Annotated in this window: 15 protein-coding genes and 1 pseudogene; 9 read left to right on the top strand and 7 right to left on the bottom strand. The window is 71.3% G+C overall.

Features of this window, described 5'->3' with window-relative positions; translation table 11 throughout:
- The first annotated feature begins 266 nt into the window (after nucleotides 1–266).
- Nucleotides 267–1,073 (top strand): glucose 1-dehydrogenase, encoded by an 807-nt coding sequence (locus CEK65_RS06235; RefSeq protein WP_152181119.1) that lies wholly within the window; start codon nucleotides 267–269, stop codon nucleotides 1,071–1,073.
- Nucleotides 1,074–1,206: 133 nt separating this feature from the next.
- On the opposite strand, the gene CEK65_RS06230 is transcribed toward CEK65_RS06235, so the two are convergent.
- The gene (locus tag CEK65_RS06230; RefSeq protein ID WP_152181118.1) at nucleotides 1,207–1,944 is read right to left on the bottom strand and encodes a sulfurtransferase; all 738 of its coding nucleotides are present in this window, start codon (nucleotides 1,942–1,944) and stop codon (nucleotides 1,207–1,209) included.
- 116 nt (nucleotides 1,945–2,060) lie between these two features.
- Complete coding sequence (locus CEK65_RS06225) at nucleotides 2,061–2,426, bottom strand: DUF6164 family protein (protein WP_150408955.1); 366 nt, start codon at nucleotides 2,424–2,426, stop codon at nucleotides 2,061–2,063.
- A gap of 67 nt (nucleotides 2,427–2,493) precedes the next feature.
- Here CEK65_RS06225 and CEK65_RS06220 point away from each other — a divergent pair, with 67 nt between their 5' ends.
- Both CEK65_RS06220 and CEK65_RS06215 read left to right on the top strand, forming a co-directional pair.
- On the top strand, nucleotides 2,494–2,937 hold the full coding sequence (locus tag CEK65_RS06220; protein WP_152181117.1) for an FKBP-type peptidyl-prolyl cis-trans isomerase: 444 nt from the start codon (nucleotides 2,494–2,496) through the stop codon (nucleotides 2,935–2,937).
- A gap of 13 nt (nucleotides 2,938–2,950) precedes the next feature.
- Nucleotides 2,951–4,213, top strand: a complete 1,263-nt coding sequence (locus CEK65_RS06215; protein ID WP_152181126.1) for a TIGR03862 family flavoprotein — start codon at nucleotides 2,951–2,953, stop codon at nucleotides 4,211–4,213.
- 26 nt (nucleotides 4,214–4,239) lie between these two features.
- Here CEK65_RS06215 and CEK65_RS06210 read toward each other — a convergent pair whose 3' ends face one another.
- From CEK65_RS06210 to CEK65_RS06195, 4 genes and pseudogenes are all read right to left on the bottom strand, one after another.
- On the bottom strand, nucleotides 4,240–6,426 hold the full coding sequence (locus CEK65_RS06210; RefSeq protein WP_152181116.1) for a diguanylate cyclase: 2,187 nt from the start codon (nucleotides 6,424–6,426) through the stop codon (nucleotides 4,240–4,242).
- A 139-nt stretch (nucleotides 6,427–6,565) separates the two neighbouring features.
- Nucleotides 6,566–6,766, bottom strand: a pseudogene (locus tag CEK65_RS06205) (GNAT family N-acetyltransferase); the annotation flags it as partial.
- 21 nt (nucleotides 6,767–6,787) lie between these two features.
- Complete coding sequence (locus CEK65_RS06200) at nucleotides 6,788–8,410, bottom strand: FMN-binding glutamate synthase family protein (RefSeq protein ID WP_152181115.1); 1,623 nt, start codon at nucleotides 8,408–8,410, stop codon at nucleotides 6,788–6,790.
- Nucleotides 8,411–8,560: 150 nt separating this feature from the next.
- Nucleotides 8,561–9,850, bottom strand: coding sequence for a nucleotide sugar dehydrogenase (locus tag CEK65_RS06195; protein ID WP_039729525.1), 1,290 nt, complete (start codon nucleotides 9,848–9,850; stop codon nucleotides 8,561–8,563).
- Nucleotides 9,851–10,214: 364 nt separating this feature from the next.
- Here CEK65_RS06195 and CEK65_RS06190 point away from each other — a divergent pair, with 364 nt between their 5' ends.
- Entirely contained in the window at nucleotides 10,215–10,538 is a 324-nt protein-coding gene (locus CEK65_RS06190; RefSeq protein WP_017911090.1) for a hypothetical protein, read from the top strand.
- 15 nt (nucleotides 10,539–10,553) lie between these two features.
- Nucleotides 10,554–10,730, top strand: coding sequence for a hypothetical protein (locus CEK65_RS20935; RefSeq protein ID WP_010341034.1), 177 nt, complete (start codon nucleotides 10,554–10,556; stop codon nucleotides 10,728–10,730).
- 75 nt (nucleotides 10,731–10,805) lie between these two features.
- Here CEK65_RS20935 and CEK65_RS06185 read toward each other — a convergent pair whose 3' ends face one another.
- Nucleotides 10,806–11,786 carry a LacI family DNA-binding transcriptional regulator gene (locus CEK65_RS06185; protein ID WP_017912608.1) on the bottom strand — a complete coding sequence of 327 codons (981 nt, stop codon included), beginning with the start codon at nucleotides 11,784–11,786 and terminating at the stop codon, nucleotides 10,806–10,808.
- Between the two features lie 161 nt (nucleotides 11,787–11,947).
- Here CEK65_RS06185 and ptsP point away from each other — a divergent pair, with 161 nt between their 5' ends.
- The 4 genes from ptsP to CEK65_RS06165 all read left to right on the top strand — a co-directional run bounded on the left by ptsP (nucleotide 11,948) and on the right by CEK65_RS06165 (nucleotide 18,549).
- The gene (gene ptsP, locus CEK65_RS06180; RefSeq protein ID WP_152181114.1) at nucleotides 11,948–14,458 is read left to right on the top strand and encodes a phosphoenolpyruvate--protein phosphotransferase; all 2,511 of its coding nucleotides are present in this window, start codon (nucleotides 11,948–11,950) and stop codon (nucleotides 14,456–14,458) included.
- Nucleotides 14,455–15,408, top strand: coding sequence for a 1-phosphofructokinase (pfkB, locus tag CEK65_RS06175; protein WP_152181113.1), 954 nt, complete (start codon nucleotides 14,455–14,457; stop codon nucleotides 15,406–15,408). Before ptsP ends, pfkB begins: the two co-directional genes overlap by 4 nt.
- 55 nt (nucleotides 15,409–15,463) lie before the next feature.
- Entirely contained in the window at nucleotides 15,464–17,188 is a 1,725-nt protein-coding gene (locus CEK65_RS06170; protein WP_152181112.1) for a fructose-specific PTS transporter subunit EIIC, read from the top strand.
- 92 nt (nucleotides 17,189–17,280) lie between these two features.
- The gene (locus tag CEK65_RS06165) at nucleotides 17,281–18,549 is read left to right on the top strand and encodes a carbohydrate porin (RefSeq protein WP_152181111.1); all 1,269 of its coding nucleotides are present in this window, start codon (nucleotides 17,281–17,283) and stop codon (nucleotides 18,547–18,549) included.
- The last annotated feature ends 219 nt before the right edge of the window (nucleotides 18,550–18,768 follow it).

The raw sequence follows: 18,768 nt of genomic DNA, 5'->3' as shown, positions 1-18,768 counted from the left end.
AACCCCCCGCCAAGCCCGCGTCCCGGTGGGAGAGGGGCTTTGGCTTCTCCCTTCTCCCGCCGGGAGAAGGTGCCCCGAAGGGGCGGATGAGGGTACGGGCGAAGCCTCGTGTCGCCAAACCCCCGCGAGCGCTGCGCGCCGTACCCTCACCCCAACCCCTCTCCCGAGGGGAGAGGGGCTTTGGCGAGCTGCACTACGGCGCTACCACGCCGGTTGCACGGTGCGCCGGCTACGCTGGCGCCCCCTGCTTTCTCCTGGTCGCCGCCATGCCGCTGATTCCATCGCCCGCCCCCGTCCCAGCCCTGCCCTTACGCGACCGTGTGGTGCTGGTCACCGGCGGCGCGCAGGGCATCGGCCGCGGCGTGGTGCAGGCAGTGCTGGGCGCTGGCGGCAACGTCGTGTTCGGCGATCTCGATGCCGATGCCGGGCGTGCCTGCGTGGCCGAGCTGGACGTCGGCGAACGCCTGCTGTTCCGTCGCGTCGACGTTGCCGCCGAAGCGAGCGTGCGCCGCTTCGTCGATGCCGCGCTGACCCGGTTCGGCCGCATCGATGGACTGGTCAACAACGCCGGCATCGCCGATCCACATACCGGCCCGCTGGCGCAATTGTCGCTGCGCGAATGGAACCGGCGGCTGGGGGCGAGCCTGGGCGGTGCGTTCCTGTGCAGCAAACATGCCCTGCCGGCGTTGCGCGACAGCCGCGGCGGCGGCGCCATCGTCAACATCGCCTCCACCCGCGCGCAGCAGTCCGAACCGGACACCGAGGCGTACGCCGCGTCCAAGGGCGGACTGGTGGCCTTCACCCATGCGCTGGCGATCAGCGCCGGGCCGGCGGTGCGGGTCAACTGCATCAGCCCCGGCTGGATCGCCACCGACGCCTGGCGCAAGCCGAACGCGCGACGCACGCCCAAGCTGTCGCGACAGGACCATGCACAGCATCCGGTAGGTCGTGTCGGTACGCCACCGGACATCGGCGCGCTGGCGGTCTATCTGCTGTCGGCGCAGGCCGGCTTCATCACCGGCCAGGAATTCGTGGTCGATGGCGGGATGACGCGCAAGATGCAGTACGCCTGAGGGCGTGGGGATTGGGGAGTCGGGATTGGGGATTCGTTAAAGCGGGTGTTGCCTTACCTGACGGGCCACGTGCATAGCTGGCAGCAACCCGCCTTTGCCAATCCCCAATTTCGACTCCCCAATCCCGCGGCAATCAGCCACCCACCATCGGCCGCAACTGCGGATCCAGCGCCACGCGCTCGTCGAAGACGAAGCAGCGGCCGTCGTAGCCTTCGCCCCCCACTTCTTCGAAGTAGCCGAGAATACCGCCGTCCAGCTGCAGCACGTTGTCCATGCCGTCGGCGCGCATCCACAGCGCGGCCTTCTCGCAGCGGATGCCACCGGTGCAGAAGCTGACCACGGTGGCGTCGGCCAGCGCAGCGCGATGCGGGGCCAGCGCTTCCGGCAGCTCGGTGAACTTGACGATCGGCAGGGTCAGCGCGCCGGCGAAGGTGCCGTAGGCCACTTCCTGCGCATTGCGCGTATCCAGCAGCACCACGCGCCGGCCGGCATCGTCGTGGCCCTGGCGCAACCAGCGTTGCAGCGTGGCCGGCGCCACCGCCGGCGCGCGCTCGGCCTCCAGCGGCGAGGCGGCGTCGCGGCGGAAGCTGATGATCTCCGGCTTGACCTTGACCTTCAGCCGCGCGAACGGCTGCTGCGCACTGGGGCTGGTCTTGACGCGCAGATCGGCGAAGCGCGGGTCGGCGCGCAGCTGCGCGTAGAAGCCGTCGATCGCCGCCGGCGTGCCGGCCAGGAACAGGTTGATGCCCTCGCCCGCCACCAGCACCGTGCCGCGCAGGTCGCCGTCCTGCGCCCAGGCGTGCAATTGCGCGGCGAGCGCGTCGGGGTCGGCGATGGCGACGAAGTGGTAGGCGGCGGTGTTGGCGATCATCGGCGCATTTTAGAGCCTGCGACGCACGACCGCTGCAGCAGCACGGTCCGCGCCTCCCGCGCACCGGCGCTTCGGCGAAGCGCGTCGAGGCATGCCCCCAAGCGCCAGCGTCGCCGCTAGCCGCGCAGCAGCAGGAACGGCAGCAGCACCAGCGAAGCGACCAGCAGCATGCCCAGCAGCGTCGCCAGCACGAACAGCGGGCGCCGCCGCAGCAGGCTGGCGAAGGTCTCCGCGCTGCCGTCGCGCAGCGCCGCGGCACGCTCGGCGCGGGCGCGTTCGCCGCGCTGGGCCTGGTACTCGGCCAGCAGCGTCTTGGCCCGCGCCTGCTCGGCGTCCTCGCGCAACCAGATGCCACCGGCGGAGATGCCGAAGGTGCCGGCGCGGGTTTCGTAGTAGCCGATGCCGGCGGCGTCGAGCAGCGCGCAGACCTCGGCGCGTTCGTCGTCGGGCACGTGACGCAGATTGAGCAGCAGTTTGGCCATGCACCGCATGATAGCCGCTGCGGCGATGCGCTACCCTTGCACGCCCTGCCCGCCGTGGACGTCCCGCATGCGCCGAATCCTGCTGCTGTTGAGCCTGTCGTTGCCGGCGTGGCTGCTGATTGGCTGCACCCCGCCGGGTCCGCCGCCCGGCGGCAGCATCGCCGCGTTCCAGGCCACCGACGAGCGCGTCGGCGACGGCGCCGAGGCCCGCCCCGGCAGCCGCGTTACCGTGCACTACACCGGCTGGCTGTACGACGAGCACGCCAAGGACAAGCGCGGCGAGAAGTTCGACGCCTCCGCCGACCACGGCCAGCCCTTCAGCTTCGTGCTGGGCGGCGGCCAGGTGATCCGCGGCTGGGACGAGGGCGTGGCCGGCATGCGCGTGGGCGGCAAGCGCCTGCTGATGCTGCCGTCGGACTACGGCTACGGCGCCAGCGGCGCCGGCGGGGTGATACCGCCGGGCGCCTCGCTGGTGTTCGAGGTCGAACTGCTCGATGTCCAGCCGCGTTGAGTCGACTGCGCCGATGCCCGCCAGCAAGCACGCCGCGCCGGTGCGCGGCCGTCTCGCCATCGTCGGCGGCGGTCCGGCGGGGCTGATCGCCGCCGAGACCGCGCGCGCCGCCGGCGCCGAGGTCGACGTGTACGAGGCCAAGGGCTCGGTGGGACGCAAGTTCCTGATCGCCGGCAAGGGCGGCCTCAACCTGACCCACTCCGATCCGTTCGAGCGCTTCGTCGCGCGCTATCGCGAGCGCGCGACGGCGGTCGGCGAGTGGCTGGCCGACTTCGATGCCGACGCGCTGCGCGCCTGGGCGCAGGCGCAGGGCGTGGAGACCTACGTGGGCAGCTCCGGCCGGGTGTTCCCGCTGGACCGCAAGGCCGCACCGCTGCTGCGCGGCTGGGTGCGGCGGCTGAAGGACGCAGGCGTGCGCTTCCACGTGCAGCAGCGCTGGCTGGGCTGGGACGCGGACGGCGCGCTGCGTTTCGCCGGTGCCGACGGCGAGCAGCGCATGCAGGCCGATGCCTGCGTGCTGGCGCTCGGTGGCGGCAGCTGGCCGCAACTCGGTTCCGACGGCGCCTGGCAGGACACGCTGCGCACGCGCGGTGTGGAGGTCGCGCCGCTGCAGCCGGCCAACTGCGGCTTCGACGTGGACTGGAGCGCCTATTTCCGCGAACGCCACGCGGGAGCCCCGCTGAAGCCGGTGGTCGCGCACTGGCACGATGCGCAGGGCCAGGCACAGTCGCTGCAGGGCGAGTGCGTGGTTGGCGAGCACGGCATCGAAGGCAGCCTGATCTATGCGGTGGCCGCGGATCTGCGCGATTCCATCGCCGCACACGGCCCGGCCACGCTGTGGCTGGACCTGGCACCGGGCCGCGACCTGCCGCGGCTGCAGGCCGAACTGGGCAAGCCACGCGGCGGCCGCAGCTTCGGCGAACACCTGCGCCGCCAGGCCGGCATCGACGGGGTCAAGGCGGCGCTGCTGTTCGAGATCCTGGGCAAGCAGGCCGGCCAGGATCCGGCGCTGGCCGCGGCCACGCTCAAGCGCCTGCCGCTGACCCTGCTGCGCCCGCGCCCACTGGCCGAGGCGATCAGCAGCGCCGGCGGCGTGCGTCTGGAAGCGTTGGATGCGCAGTTGATGCTGCGGGCGCTGCCCGGCACCTTCTGTGCCGGCGAAATGCTCGACTGGGAAGCGCCGACCGGCGGCTACCTGCTCACCGCGTGCTTCGCCAGCGGCGTGCGCGCCGGGCGCGGCGCGGTGGCCTGGCTGCAGCGTCAAGCCGCGCACTGACCTCCGGCGCACGCGGCACGCGGCGCTCAGAGCACCGCGATCTGCACCCGCGCCTGCGGATCGCGCTTGGCCACGTACATGGCCTCGTCGGCGCGCTGGGTGAGCAGCACCGGATCGAAACCGGGCCCGGCCTGCACGGCGATGCCGATGCTCGGCTGCAAGGGCAGGTGCCGACCACTGACCTCGCAGCCGTCCGCGCATGCCTCCATGATCCGCGCCGCGGCCGCCAGCACTTCGCGCCTGGCGTCGGCCAGGCCTTCCAGCAGCACCACGAACTCGTCGCCGCCCAACCGCGCGATGCTGTCCTGCCCGCGCAGGCAACGTTGCAGCAGCCGCGCGAAGTGCACCAGCAGCGCATCGCCGACGTGGTGGCCGAAACGGTCGTTGACGCTCTTGAAGTCGTTCAGATCCAGGAACATCACCGCCACCTGGCCTTGGCCACGGCGCTCGTTCATGCGCCGCCGCAGGGTCTGGTTCCAGGCCATGCGGTTCGGCAGCCCGGTCAGTTCGTCGCGCAGCGCGCGCTCTTCCAGCAGCCGCGCCAACCGGGTCTGCCCGGTGATGTCGCTGATCATCAGATGCAGGCCGATCCGCTGCGGCGCCAAGGCCACGTCTGGAATCAGGCTGAAATGCATGATCCGCAACGCATCGGTGGCATCGCACAGCTCGGCGTCGAACTGCGCCGGCACGCCCTGCAGCGCCGCCGGCAGGTGGGGTTGCAGCAGGGCCAGTTGCTGCGGATCCAGCACCTCGTGCAGGCGGCGGCCGACGATGCGCTCCGGCGCCAGCCCGAACCACGCCGCATACGGCCGGTTGACGAACTGGTAGCACAGGTCGTGGTCGAGGTAGGCGATCAGCGCCGGCGCGTTGTCGGCGATGGTGCGTAGCTGCGCTTCGCTGTCGCGCAGGCGGTGTTCGGCCAGGTGCTGCTCGGTGATGTCCTGGATATGGGTGACGAAGTGCAGCGGACGCTGCTGTTCGTCGCGCACCAGCGATACCGACAGGCGCGCACGCACGGTGTGGCCGTCGCGATGGCGATAACGCTTTTCGCTGCGGTAGTCGCTGCGGCGGCCGGCGATCAACGCGGCCACCTGTTCCATGTCCTCGGCCAGATCTTCGGGATGGGTCAGATCCTGGAAACGCAACTCCAGCAGTTCCTCGCGGCTGTAGCCGAGCATCGCGCACAAGGCGTCGTTGACGTCCAGCCAGTGCCCTTCCAGCGACACCAGCGCCATGCCGTGCGCGGCCGCCGAGAACGCGCCGGAGAAACGCTGCCCGGCCAGCAGCGCCGCATGCGACGCCGCGCGTTCGACGCTGACGTCGCGCATCACGCACACCGCGCCCAGGCTGCGCCCATCGCCGCCGTCCAGCCGTTCCGCATTGCACAGCACGCTGCGCGGCGCCTGCCCCTTGGCGGCGATCACGATCTCCGCATCGCGCACCGATTCGCCGCGCCAGGCACGGACCAGCGGCACCTCGTCACTGGTCAGCAGCCGCTGGCCGCTGGCGTCGAACAGGTCGAAGTACTTCGCCCACTGCTCGGGCGGCAAGGCGCGCGGATCGGCACCGTGCCACTGCCGCGCCACCTGGTTGAACTCGCCCAGCGTGCCGTCGGCCTGGCACGACACCACGCCATCGGGCATCGTTTCCAGCAGCAGGCTCAGCGTCTTGGCCTGGTCGTGGGCGATGCGCGCATCGCGGCGCGCCTCCAGATGCGCGGTGACCTGCCTGGCCAGGCGCTGCAGACCTTCGCGCTGGCGTGCGTCCAACTGCCGCGGACGGATGTCGATCACGCACAGGGTGCCGTAGCTATAGCCCTGGTCGCCGATCAGCGGCATGCCAGCGTAGAAACGCAGGTGTGGCGCGCCGCACACCAGCGGGTTGCCGGCGAAACGCGGATCCAGCGTGGCGTCCGGCACCTCCAGCAACTGCGGCTCCAGCAAGGCATAGGTGCAGAACGCCATCTCGCGCGGATACCCGGTGGTGCCGGCAGGCAGGCCGCAACTGGCCTTGAGCCATTGCCGGCGCTCGTCGATCAGCGAAATCAGCGCGATCGGCACCTCGCACAACTGGCTGGTCAGCCAGATCAGGTCGTCGAACGCCGGTTCCGGTGCAGTGTCCAGCATCCCCAGCTCGGCCAGCGCGCGCAGGCGCTCGGCTTCGTCGACGGGCAGCGGCGCGGGAACGACGTCGGGGACCGAGGGCTGATTCATGCGCGGCACGCTGAGAAGGAACCGGCACGATAACGGGCGGCGGCAGCGATGGCGAGCATGCGTGACCGATTCGGCGATGCAAAAAAGCGAACGCCCCGCCCCGCCGCCGTCACAACGCACCGGTTGTGGGATGCCTACCTCACGGCACCGCCGGCGCGGCGCGCTTCTCCATGAACACGCAATCGAGGACGATCCCGCTGGGATGCGGGTAGCTTCCCTCGCTTACCACGGCATAGCCCTGCGCAAGGTAGAACGCCACCGCATTCAGCGCCGCGGCGAGATGGATGCGCGGACACGGCGCCAGGCGCTGCTCCAGCGCCTGCAGCAGGCGCCGGCCGCAACCGCGCCGACGGCGCCCCGCTCATTGCGACTTGCTGTCGCGCAGGCGCCGGATCCGCTCCGGCGGCTGGAACGAATCGCTGCGCGCGTCGCCCCAGTAATCGTGGAAGACCGCATGGTCGGGCACGGTGCGCAGCAGTTCGCCCGGCTCCAGGTAGCGGTACAGCGAGGCCAGCGAGCGGATCTCCACCTGCGAGATGCGGCGCAGGATGTGCTCCGGCCCCAGTTGCGACGGATGCGTCAGCCCGGCGGCGCTGAGCAGTTCGCGCAGGGCCTTGAGCGTGTTGGCGTGGTAGTGCGCGACCCGGGTGGCCTTGTCGGTGGGGTCCAGGTGCTGCCAGCGGCGACGGTCCTGGGTGGCGATGCCGGTCGGGCAGCGGTCGCTGTGGCAGCTCAGCGACTGGATGCAGCCCAGCGCGAACATGAAGCCGCGCCCGGCGTTGCACCAGTCCGCGCCCAGCGCCAGGGTGCGCGCGATGTCGAAGGCGCTGGTGATCTTGCCGGCGGCGCCGAGCTTGATGCGCTCGCGGATATCCAGCCCGACCAGGGTGTTGTGCACCAGCAGCAGGGCCTCGTGCATCGGCACGCCGACATGGTCGATGAACTCCGCCGGCGCCGCGCCGGTGCCGCCCTCGGCGCCGTCGACGACGATGAAATCCGGGTACAGGCCGCTTTCCTGCATCGCCTTGGCGATGGCGAACCACTCCCAGGGGTGGCCGATGGCCAGCTTGAAACCGGTGGGCTTGCCGCCGGACAGTTCGCGCAGCCGCGCCACGAACTGCAGCAGCTCCAGCGGCGTGGAGAACGCCGAATGCCGCGACGGCGAGACGCAATCCTGGCCCATGGCGACGCCGCGGGTGGCGGCGATCTCGGCACTGACCTTGGCCGCCGGCAGCACGCCGCCGTGGCCCGGCTTGGCGCCCTGCGAGAGCTTGATCTCGATCATCTTGACCTGCTCCAGCGTGGCGTTGGCGACGAAGCGCTGCGGGTCGAAGCGCCCCTCCTCGTCGCGGCAGCCGAAGTAGCCCGAGCCGATCTCCCACACCAGGTCGCCGCCGCACTCGCGGTGGTAGGGCGAGATCGAGCCCTCGCCGGTGTCGTGGTAGAAGCCGCCCTGGCGCGCGCCGGCGTTGAGCGCGCGGATGGCGTTGGCCGACAGCGCGCCGAAGCTCATCGCCGAGATGTTGAACACGCTGGCTGCGTACGGCTGCGCGCAGCCGGCGCCGATGGTGACGCGGAAGTCGTGGTCGGCGATCTCGCTGGTGGCCAGCGAATGGTTGATCCATTCGTAGTCCGGCGCGTAGGTGCTGCGCTGGGTGCCGAACGGCACCACGTCCATCACGTTCTTGGCGCGCTGGTACACCAGGGCGCGCTGCTGTCGCGAGAACGGCGCCTCCTCGATGTCGCTCTGCAGGAAGTACTGGCGCATCTCCGGGCCGACCGATTCCAGGCCGTAGCGGAAATGCGCCAGGATCGGGTAGTTGCGGCGCAGGGTGCTGCGGGTCTGCAGCAGGTCCACGGTGCCCAGCACCGCCAGCACCGCGAAGGCCGCCACGCCCCAGCCCCACAGCGGCCAGATCGCGCACAGGGCGATGGACAGCGCCAGCAGCACGCAGCTGGCGATATAGGCTAGGTAGCGGTGCATTGCGGTCCTCGCAGGCGTCGTAAGCCGGCGAGTGTAGAGGGTGTCGCGGCCATGGCGTTGCAACCGCCGTCGGAGCCGCTTGGCGCAGGTACAGCCAGCGCATGCCAATGCACCGGTGACACCAGACGGTACGCGCGCCCGAGAACTGCGCTACAGCCGGTCGTCCACCGCCGCGCGCGGCCACACCGACTTGACGTCGTAGACCACCAGATCGGGTGTGCCGAGGGCACGGATCTGCGCCGCGTCCAGGTCGCGGTAGGCCGCGTGCGCCACCGCCAGCACCACCGCGTCATAGCGGCCGGGCACCGGCTCGGGCAGCAGGTCCACGCCATGCGCCTGCGCCGCCTGCGGGTCGGCCCAGGGATCGCAGGCATCGACGCGGGCGCCGGCCGCGGCCAGCGCCTGCACCAGCTCCAGCGCGCGGCTGTTGCGCAGGTCCGGGCAGTTCTCCTTGAAGGTGACGCCGAGCACCAGCACGGACGCATCGGCCATCGCCACGCCCTTGCCGGCCAGCAGCGCCTGCACCCGCGCAGCGACGTGCGCGCCGACCCGGTTGTTGACCTGGCGCGCGGTGTGGATCAGGTCCGGGTGGTAGCCCACGCTCTCGGACTTGTGCAGCAGGTAGTACGGATCCACGCCGATGCAGTGGCCGCCGACCAGGCCGGGCCGGAACGGCAGGAAGTTCCACTTGGTGCCGGCCGCGTCCAGCACGTCCTGGGTATCGATGCCGAGGCGGTCGAAGATGAGGGCGAGTTCGTTGACCAGGGCGATGTTGACGTCGCGCTGGATGTTCTCCACCACCTTGGCCGCCTCGGCCACGCGGATCGACGGCGCGCGCCAGGTGCCGGCGGCGATGATGCCGGCATACAGCGCGTCCACCGCGTCGGCCGCGGCGGGGTTGGAGCCCGAGGTGATCTTGCGGATGTCGGCCAGGCGCCGCTGGCGGTCACCGGGATTGACCCGCTCCGGGCTGTAGCCGCAATGGAAGTCGACGTCGCAGCGCAATCCCGAGCCCTGCTCCAGCAGCGGCACGCAGACTTCCTCGGTGGTGCCCGGGTAGACGGTGGACTCGTAGATCACCAGGTCGCCGCGCTTGAGCACGCCGGCCAGCAACTCGCTGGCCTGGCGCAACGGCTGCAGGTCGGGCTGCTCGTGCGCATCGATCGGGGTCGGCACGGTGACGATGTACACGTTGCGGTCGCGCAGCGCCGCCGCGTCGTCGCTGTAGCGCAGGTGCACGCCGGCGCGCAGTTCCTCGGCCTCCAGTTCCAGGGTCTGGTCGTGCCCGTCGCGCAGTTGCGCCACGCGCTGCGCATCGATGTCGTAGCCGAGCGTGTCGTGGCGGGCGCCGAACGCCACCGCCAGCGGCAGGCCCACATAACCGAGGCCAATCACGGCGATGCGCGGCGGCGCGGAGTCGAGCACGGGAGCAACGGGCATGCCAGTCCTTTGCGGGCACCAGCGGCGGCGGCCGTCGGCGCGTGAGGGGGAAACGGGGTGCCCGCGGACGCGGACCTCGTGCATGGTAAGCCGCTGCAGCGGCGCGGACCAGATTGCTCGGCGGAACGCCAGGGTCGCAGATGCGCGCCTCGCATTCACACGCCGCGTCGGCCTTCTTCACAACGCTGCGTGTGAAAGTCGGCGCCCGAGATCACGCTTTGTCGCCGCGCAGGTGCGCGTCTTGTCATGCACACCACATGAGCACCACCTCACCTTTACGCACCGCGGCCTAGGGTGATGGAGCGGTGGCTGCCAGGGGGGCACCCTCCGCCTCCCTCTTTCCTCTCACTCAAGGAGAACTCGCGTGAGTCACGCTCCGAGCCTGCTCGTGGATGTCGAAGCCGAATTGGCGCATTGGAAGGCGCTGCACGCGGCGGGCAAACTGGGGTCGCAGTCGTTCAGCGAACATGCGCGCCTGATCAAGATGGCCTGCGATGTGTTCCTGCAGTTGCCGCGCGAATCCAACGACGTGCGATTGCAGCGCCTGCGTCAGCGCTACGACGCCGAACATCCCTGGCCGCGCATCGCCTGGAGCGATGCCGAAACCCTGGTCGTCGCCTGCTGGGCACGCCTGGACGGCTCCGAGCAGCACGACCGCCATCCGGATCCGGCGCCCACCCCCGCCTGATCCAGGAGGTTCGTCATGTCCCCGCCCGCCAACCGCGACAACGCCCACGATTCCCAGCAACGCAGCCACACGCCGGACAAGATCCACAACGACGACGCGCAGTGGAAGGATCGCGACCAACCCGACAGCGACCCCAAGCGCGACCACGCCGATCCCGAACACGACTATCCGCGGCCGGACGGCAGCGAGTAAGCAGGCCACCCCCGCTGCGGCAGCGTACCGTTGCCGCAGCAGCACTCCTCTCGCATCCTCACACCCCCGCCGCCATCAGCGCAGGCTCGACCCGCGCACGATGCAGCGGCCACTGAGCACCACCTTGCGGGTCGGCTGCGTCGGCGCGTTCATCCGCTCCAGCAGCAGCGACATCGCGGTGCGTCCCATCTCTTCCACCGGCTGTTCGATCACGGTGATCCCGGGCTCGACCAGGTCGGTCCAGCTTTCGTTGTCGAAGCCGGCCAGCGCCAGATCCTGCGGAATGCGCAGGCCGGCCGCGCGCGCGGCCTTCAGCGCGCCCATCAGCAGCAGGCTGTTGCTGGCCACCAGCGCGTCCGGTCGCGGCGTCTGCGCCAGCCAGGCCTGGACCTCGGCGATCGCCGCCTCCGCGCTCGGTGCCACCTCGCGGTAGTCCGGCGTCAGGCCGTGCCCGCGCATCGCCTCCAGATAGCCGTCTCGACGCTCGGCGGCAGTGCTGCTGGTCTTGCCGAACAGGCCGCCGATGCGGCGCACGCCGCGGCCGACCAGGTGATCGACCAGCGCCGCCATCGCCGCGGCGTTGTCCAGCACCACGCTGTCGTGCGTACCGCTCTTGCCGGCGCGGTCCAGCAGCACCACCGGATGATCGAAGGTCAACTTGCCCAGTTGGCTCTGGGTGGTGCGGGTGGGGGCGAAGATCAGCCCGCTGACCCGCTCTTCCTGCATCAGTTGCAGATACAGCGCCTCGCGCTGCGGATCCTCGTCGGTATTGCACAGGATTACGCGCATGCCGGCGCGGTAGGCCACGTCCTCTACTGCGCGAATGGCCGCGGTGAAGAACGGATTACGGATGTCGGCGACGATCAGCCCCACCACCCCGGAGTGCTGCGAGCGTAGCCGCCGTGCCATCAGGTTGGGGCGGTAGCCAGTCTCGCGCACCGCCGCTTCCACCCGCGCCCGCACCTCCTCGCTGACCGGGCCGTGGCCCAGTGCCCGCGACACGGTCGAGGTCGAGACGCCGGCGACGCGCGCCACGTCGTGGATGCTGACGCTCACTGGCAACGTTCCCGCTTCTTTTCCATGTCGACCCCCTGTCGTGTGGCGCCGCCAGATAGTAGCACCAGGCTTTTCCGAAAGAATTGTGCACTGCACATTGACGATAGACTGGGAACGTTCCCACACTGCGCCCACTTGCCGCCCACCCTCAAGGATTCCGCGTGTCCCAGACGCCCGCCTCTCCCCTGGTTTCCAGCGACCTGGTCCGGGTCGATGTCCAGGCCCGCGACAAGGCCGACGCAATCGCCCAGGCGGCGCAGTTGCTGGTCGCCGCCGGCTGCGTGCCGCCGGCCTACGAGGCCAGCATGCTGCGCCGCGAAGCACTGGCCAACACCTTCCTGGGGCATGGCGTGGCGATCCCGCACTGCACCGGCGAGGACCGCCACCTGGTGCGCCGCGACGGCATCGCCGTCCTGCAGCTGCGCGACGGCGTGGAGTGGAACCCGGGCCAGACCACGCACCTGGTGGTCGCCATCGCCGCCCAGTCCGACACCCACATCACCGTGCTGCGGCGCCTGACCCGGCTGATCCAGGATCCGCCCAAGCTGGAGGCGCTGTTTGCCAGCGACGACCCGCAGGCGATCGTCGCCGCGCTGAGCGAGGATGCGGCCGCCACTGCGCCCGCCGCCCCGGCCAGCGACCTGGCCGAGCGCTTCGACTGGACCGTGCGCTACCCCACCGGGCTGCACGCGCGCCCGGCCACGCGCTGGGTGGAAACCGCGCGCGGCTTCGCGGCCCGCATCCAGGTGCGCGCCGGCGACCAGGTCGGCGACGCCAAGAACCTGGTGTCGCTGCTGCAGCTGGGCCTGCACGCCGGCGACACCGTGACCATTTCGGCCGAAGGCCAGGACGCCGCCGCGGCGCTGGCACGGCTGCGCAGCGTGATCGACGGCCTGACCGCGCAGGAGCAGGCCGATGCCGACGCCGCGGCGCAACGTCGCGCCGCGCCGGTCGCCGGCTGGACCCCGCCGCAGGCGCAGCCGGCCATCGTCGGCATCGGCGCCAGCCCCGGCCTGGCGATCGGCGTGGTGCACAAGCTGGCCGGCCATGACGTTGCGGTGGCGGACACGCCCGTGCCGCTGAGCGACGGCGGCGCCCTGCTGCACGACGCCCTGCAGCGCACCCGCGCGCAACTGCAGGCCATCGAGGACGACACCCGCCGCCGCCTCGGCGCCGGCGATGCGGCGATCTTCCGCGCCCAGGCCGAACTGCTCAACGACACCGACCTGATCACCCTGGCCTGCCAACTCATGGTCGAGGGACACGGCGTCGCCTGGTCCTGGCAGCAGTCGGTGGAGCGCCTGGCCAACAAACTCTCGGCGCTGGGCAATGCGGTGCTGGCCGGACGCGCCAGCGACCTGCGCGACGTCGGCCGCCGGGTGCTGGCGCAACTGGATCCGAGCCTGGCCGGCGGCAGCCTGGAGCAGTTGCCGGCCGCGCCGTGCATCCTGCTCGCGCACGACCTGTCGCCGTCGGACACCGCACATCTGGATACCAGCCGCGTGCTCGGCCTGGCCACCGCGGTCGGCGGGCCGACCTCGCACACCGCGATCCTCTCGCGCACCCTGGGCCTGCCGGCGCTGGTCGCCGGCGGCGCCGACCTGCTGGACCTGGAGAATGGCGCCAGCGTCATCGTCGACGGCAGCAGCGGCCGCCTGTACTTGGCGCCGTCGGAAGCCGACCTGGACTCGGCCCGCGCCTACATCGAGGAACAGCAGCAACTGCGTGCGCGCGAGGCCGAGCAGCGCAACCAGCCGGCGCAGACCGAGGACGGCCATCGCCTGGAGATCGGCGCCAACGTCAACCTGCCCGAGCAGGTCGCCGCCGCACTCGCGCAGGGCGCCGAGAGCGTGGGCCTGATGCGCACCGAATTCCTGTTCCTGGAGCGCGGCAGCACGCCCAGCGAGGACGAGCAGTACGCCACCTACACCGCGATGGCGCAGGCGCTGGACGGCCGCGCACTGATCGTGCGCGCGCTGGACATCGGCGGCGACAAGCAGGTCGCGCACCTGAACCTGCCGCGCGAGGACAACCCGTTCCTGGGCGTGCGTGGCGCGCGCCTGCTGCTGCGCCGCGCCGACCTGCTGCAACCGCAGCTGCGCGCGCTGTACCGCGCGGCCAAGGACGGCGCGCGCCTGGCGATCATGTTCCCGATGATCACCTCGGCCGCGGAACTGCTGACGCTGCGCGCCGAATGCGAGCGCCTGCGCGCGGAACTGCAGGCGCCGGAGGTGCCGCTGGGCATCATGATCGAAGTGCCGGCCGCGGCGATCCAGGCCGATGCGCTGGCGAAACACGCGGACTTCTTCTCGATCGGCACCAACGACCTGACCCAGTACACCCTGGCCATCGACCGCCAGAACCCGGACCTGGCCGCCGAGGCCGACAGCCTGCACCCGGCGGTGCTGCGCCTGATCCGCACCACCGTCGAGGGCGCGGCGCGCCACGGGCGCTGGGTCGGCGTGTGCGGCGGCCTGGCCGGCGATGCGTTCGGCGCGGCCCTGCTGGCCGGGCTGGGCGTGCACGAGCTGTCGATGACGCCCAACGACATCCCCGCGGTGAAGGCGCGCCTGCGCGGCAGCCGTCTGGATGCGCTGCAGGCGCTGGCGCAGCGCGCGCTGGAGTGCGAAAGCGCGGCAGAGGTGCGCGCGCTCGACGGAGCCGGCGCATGAGCGTCGATGCCGTCACCGTCACCCTGAATCCGGCGATCGACCTGACCGTGGCGATCGACCGGCTGCAACCGGGCCAGGTGCACCGTGCGCGCAGCGCCCACGCCATCGCCGGCGGCAAGGGCATCAACGTCGCCGCCTGCCTGGCCGATGCCGGCCTGCGCTGTGCCGCGCTCGGCGTGCTCGGCGCCGGCAATGCGCCGGTATTCGAAACCCTGTTCGCCGACCGCGGCATCGACGATCGCTGCCTGCGCGTGCCCGGCGACACCCGCAGCAATCTCAAGCTGGTCGCCGCCGACAGCGGCGCCACCACCGATATCAACCTGCCCGGCCTGGCCCTGGACCAGGCCCAGCTCGATACCGTCGGCGCGCGCCTGGCCGAACTGCTGCGCCCCGACCTGCCGGTGGTGCTCTGCGGCAGCCTGCCGGCCGGCCTGGCCGAGGACACCTGGCGGCATCTGCAGGCGCAGGCCGCCGCCGCCGGCGCGCGGGTGCTGCTGGACACCAGCGGTGCGCCGCTGCACGCCGCCCTGGATGCGCCGCGCGCACAACTGCCGTTCGCGATCAAGCCCAACCGCCACGAGCTGGAGGAATGGGCCGGCGCGCCGCTGGCCAGCACGGCCGAGCTGCTCGGCGCCGCGCGCGCGCTGCTGGCGCGCGGCATCGGCCTGGTCGTGGTGTCGCTGGGCAGCGATGGCGCGCTGTTCGTGCGCGGCGAGCAGGCGCTGCTGGCGCAGCCGCCGCAGCTGACCGGCGGCAGCAGCGTCGGCGCCGGCGATGCGATGGTCGCCGGCCTGGTCGCGGCCTTGCGTGCCGACGCCGACCTGGCCACCTGCGCGCGCCAGGCCACCGCCTTCGCCGTGGCCACGCTGGGCAGCGGCGTCGCCCGCCGCCTGCCGCGCGAGCGCCTGGCCGAGCTGGCCGCCGCGGTCCGCGTGGAGACCCTGGCATGACTTCCGCCGCGTCGCTGCTGTGCGCCGCGTCCTCTTGCGCTCATCGGGAGCCCGCATGAATCCGATCCTCGTGGTGATCGCCGCCGGCGATCGCAGTACCGAAGCCGTCCTCGCCGCCGAAGCGCTGCGCCATGCCGCCACGCTGCGGGGCGCGACGCTGCAGGCCGAGGTGCGCACGCCGCAGGGCGTGATCGCGCCGCTGGACCTGGCCGCCGTCCCCGCCGCCGCGCCGCTGCTGCTGGTCGGCGACAGCGACGTCGATGCCGCCCGCTTCGCCGGCCGCAGCGTGCAGCGCAGCAGCCTGGACGCGGTGCTGGCCGATGCCGGCGCGGTGCTGGCGCCGCTGCTGACCGCGGCCACCGCCACCGCCGGCGCGGCCGCTGTCGGCGGCACCGAGGGCGCCGGCAAGCGCATTGTCGCCATCACCTCCTGCCCCACCGGCATCGCCCACACCTTCATGGCCGCCGAGGGCCTGCAGCAGGCGGCCAAGGCGCTGGGCCACCAGATCCGGGTGGAAACCCAGGGCTCGGTCGGCGCGCAGGACGCGCTCAGCGCCGAGGAGATCACCGCCGCCGACCTGGTGCTGATCGCCGCCGACCGCGAGGTCGATCTGGGCCGCTTCGGCGGCAAGCGCCTGTTCAAGAGCGGCACCAAGCCGGCGATCAACGATGGCCCGGCACTGATCCGCAAGGCCCTGGCCGAGGCCAGCGTGCACGCCGCCGGCAATGGCGGCAGCGCCCCGGCCAAGGCCCAGGGCGGCCTCTCCGCCGGCCCCTACAAGCACCTGATGACCGGCGTGTCGTTCATGCTGCCCTTCGTCACCGCCGGCGGCCTGCTGATCGCGCTGGCGTTCGCGCTCGGCGGCATCTACGCCTTCGACGACGCGCACAAGGGCACGCTGGCCTGGTCGCTGTTCCAGATCGGCGCCAAGGCCGGCTTCACCCTGATGGTGCCCGCCCTGGCCGGCTACATCGCCTACTCCATCGCCGACCGCCCCGGCATCGCCCCCGGCATGATCGGCGGCATGGTCGCGGCCAACCTCGGCGCCGGCTTCATCGGCGGCATCCTCGCCGGGTTCATCGCCGGCTACGGCGTGGCCGCGCTGAACCGGGCGATCAAGCTGCCGCGCACGCTAGAGGGCCTGAAGCCGGTGCTGATCCTGCCGGTGCTGGGCACCCTGCTGGTCGGCCTGGCCATGCTCTACGTGGTCGGTCAGCCGGTGGCCGAACTGCTGGCCTGGCTCACCGAATGGCTGCGCGGCATGCAGGGCAGCAGCGCGGTGCTGCTGGGCCTGCTGCTGGGCGCGATGATGGCCTTCGACATGGGCGGACCGGTCAACAAGGCCGCCTATGCCTTCTCCACCGGCCTGATCGCCAGCCAGGTGTACACGCCGATGGCCGCGGCGATGGTCGCCGGCATGACCCCGCCGCTGGGCATCGCCCTGGCCACCTGGGTATTCCGCAGCCGCTTCACCCAGGACGAGCGCGGCAGCAGCGCCGCCACCGGCGTGCTCGGCCTGGCCTTCGTCACCGAAGGCGCGATCCCGTACGCCGCGCGCGACCCGCTGCGCACCATCCCCGCGCTGATGCTCGGCTCGGCGCTGGCCGGCGCCATCTCGATGGCCGCCGGCGCCGAGCTGAAGGTGCCGCACGGCGGTGTGTTCGTGCTGCCGATCCCCAACGCGGTCAGCCACCTGGGCATGTACCTGGTGGCGCTGCTCGCCGGCACCGTGGTCACCGCGGTGGCGCTGCGGGTGCTGAAGAAGCCGGTTCTCGCCTGATCCCGTCCATGCGCCGGCGCGTCGCCACGCGATGCCCCTCCCCCCGTCGCCGCTGGCGGCGCGCCGGCCTTTCCCTGCTGAGGAGTTCCGCCATGTCCCGTCCCCTCATCTCGTCCCTGCCCCTGGCCACCCTGGCGCTGGCGCTCGCCGCACCGCTGGCCCATGCCCAGGACGCCAGCGACGCCTTCAAGCTCAAGCTCGCCTACACCGGCGAAGGCGCCGTGTCGCTGGACGGCGGCAAGCATGAGGGCAGCGCCTACGCCGGGCAGCTGATGTTCGGCACCGACGTGGACCTGCAACGGCTGATGGGCTGGAACGGCGCCACGCTGAAGGTCTACGGCATCAACCGCCACGGCACCAACCTGGCCAACGGCAACATCGGCAACAGCACCTCGGTGCAGGAAATCTACGGCGGCCAGGGCACGCGCCTGGCCAATTTCACCATCGACCAGAAGCTGTTCAACGACCGCCTGGAACTGGAGGCCGGCCGCAGCGTGGCCAACATCCACTTCCTGGGCTCGGAGCTGTGCGGGTACTTCCAGGGCAACTCGGCCTGCGGCAACCCGACCTTCGTGTTCCGCACCAGCAACTTCACCTACTGGCCGGTGTCCAGCTGGGCCGCGCACGCCAAGGCCTGGGTGACCCCGAACGTCTACGTCCACGTCGGCGCCTACGAGGTCAACCCGATCCAGGCCGAACGCGGCCAGCACGGCCTCAACTGGAGCACCAACGACCGCACCGGCGTGATCGTGCCGTATGCGATCGGCTACAGCACGCAGGCCAGCGGCGCGCGCCTGCCGGCGATGTACGAGCTGGGCGGCTGGCAGGACAACTCCGACTACCGCGACCCGCTCAACGACCGCAACGGCAATCCGGCGCGGCTGAGCGGACTGGACTATGCCACCCGCAACGGCCGCTCCGGCGCGTTCTTCCGCTTCGAACAGCAGGTCACCCGCCCCGATCCGGACAGCAATCGCGGGCTGGTGCTGTTCGGCTCGGTGCTCAAGGGCACCTCCGGGCAGTTGATCGAAGACCATTTCCTGGAGTTGGGCCTGGTCCAGCGCGGCACCTTCGCCAGCCGTCCGCAGGACAACATCGCCTTCGTCGTCACCCAGCAGCACTACAGCGACGACGCCCTGGAAGACCTGCGCCTGGCCCGCGCCGCGGCCGGCGGCAGCGGCACCCCGCACCGGTCCCAGACCATGATGGAACTGAGCTACGGCATCCAGGTGACCCCGCAACTGCGCATCGCCCCGAACCTGCACTACATCGTGCACCCGGACCAGTTCAACGAGCCGGCCCGTACCCGCGACCTGCCCAATGCCTTGGTGGCCGGGTTGCGGCTGGACTGGGCGCTCTGAGGGGCCGGGATTCGGGAGTCGGGATTGGGGATTCGCAAAGGCGGGCGGACTGCGGCCTGAAAGTTTGCGTGCGGACGCGGCGCGCGGTCTGACGCTGACAGCATCAGTGCAGACCGACCCATCCGCGCAGATGCCGACATGATTCACTCTCGATAGCGGCACGTTGAACGCACGAGGCCCCGGCATGCCGGGGCCTCGTGCGTTTTCTTCCCTTTGATT

Origin of the sequence: Xanthomonas sp. LMG 12459, from assembly GCF_009192905.1 — a bacterium.
Classification (GTDB): domain Bacteria; phylum Pseudomonadota; class Gammaproteobacteria; order Xanthomonadales; family Xanthomonadaceae; genus Xanthomonas_A; species Xanthomonas_A sontii.
This window is presented reverse-complemented; position numbering and strand designations above follow the sequence as displayed.

What these genes read in the sequence shown, in the direction of transcription:
- CEK65_RS06235 (WP_152181119.1), top strand. Translation starts at nt 267, where the DNA reads ATGCCGCTGATTCCATCGCCCGCCCCCGTCCCAGCCCTGCCCTTACGC.
- CEK65_RS06230 (WP_152181118.1), bottom strand. Translation starts at nt 1,944, where the DNA reads ATGATCGCCAACACCGCCGCCTACCACTTCGTCGCCATCGCCGACCCC.
- CEK65_RS06225 (WP_150408955.1), bottom strand. Translation starts at nt 2,426, where the DNA reads ATGGCCAAACTGCTGCTCAATCTGCGTCACGTGCCCGACGACGAACGC.
- CEK65_RS06220 (WP_152181117.1), top strand. Translation starts at nt 2,494, where the DNA reads ATGCGCCGAATCCTGCTGCTGTTGAGCCTGTCGTTGCCGGCGTGGCTG.
- CEK65_RS06215 (WP_152181126.1), top strand. Translation starts at nt 2,951, where the DNA reads ATGCCCGCCAGCAAGCACGCCGCGCCGGTGCGCGGCCGTCTCGCCATC.
- CEK65_RS06210 (WP_152181116.1), bottom strand. Translation starts at nt 6,426, where the DNA reads ATGAATCAGCCCTCGGTCCCCGACGTCGTTCCCGCGCCGCTGCCCGTC.
- CEK65_RS06200 (WP_152181115.1), bottom strand. Translation starts at nt 8,410, where the DNA reads ATGCACCGCTACCTAGCCTATATCGCCAGCTGCGTGCTGCTGGCGCTG.
- CEK65_RS06195 (WP_039729525.1), bottom strand. Translation starts at nt 9,850, where the DNA reads ATGCCCGTTGCTCCCGTGCTCGACTCCGCGCCGCCGCGCATCGCCGTG.
- CEK65_RS20935 (WP_010341034.1), top strand. Translation starts at nt 10,554, where the DNA reads ATGTCCCCGCCCGCCAACCGCGACAACGCCCACGATTCCCAGCAACGC.
- pfkB (WP_152181113.1), top strand. Translation starts at nt 14,455, where the DNA reads ATGAGCGTCGATGCCGTCACCGTCACCCTGAATCCGGCGATCGACCTG.
- CEK65_RS06170 (WP_152181112.1), top strand. Translation starts at nt 15,464, where the DNA reads ATGAATCCGATCCTCGTGGTGATCGCCGCCGGCGATCGCAGTACCGAA.
- CEK65_RS06165 (WP_152181111.1), top strand. Translation starts at nt 17,281, where the DNA reads ATGTCCCGTCCCCTCATCTCGTCCCTGCCCCTGGCCACCCTGGCGCTG.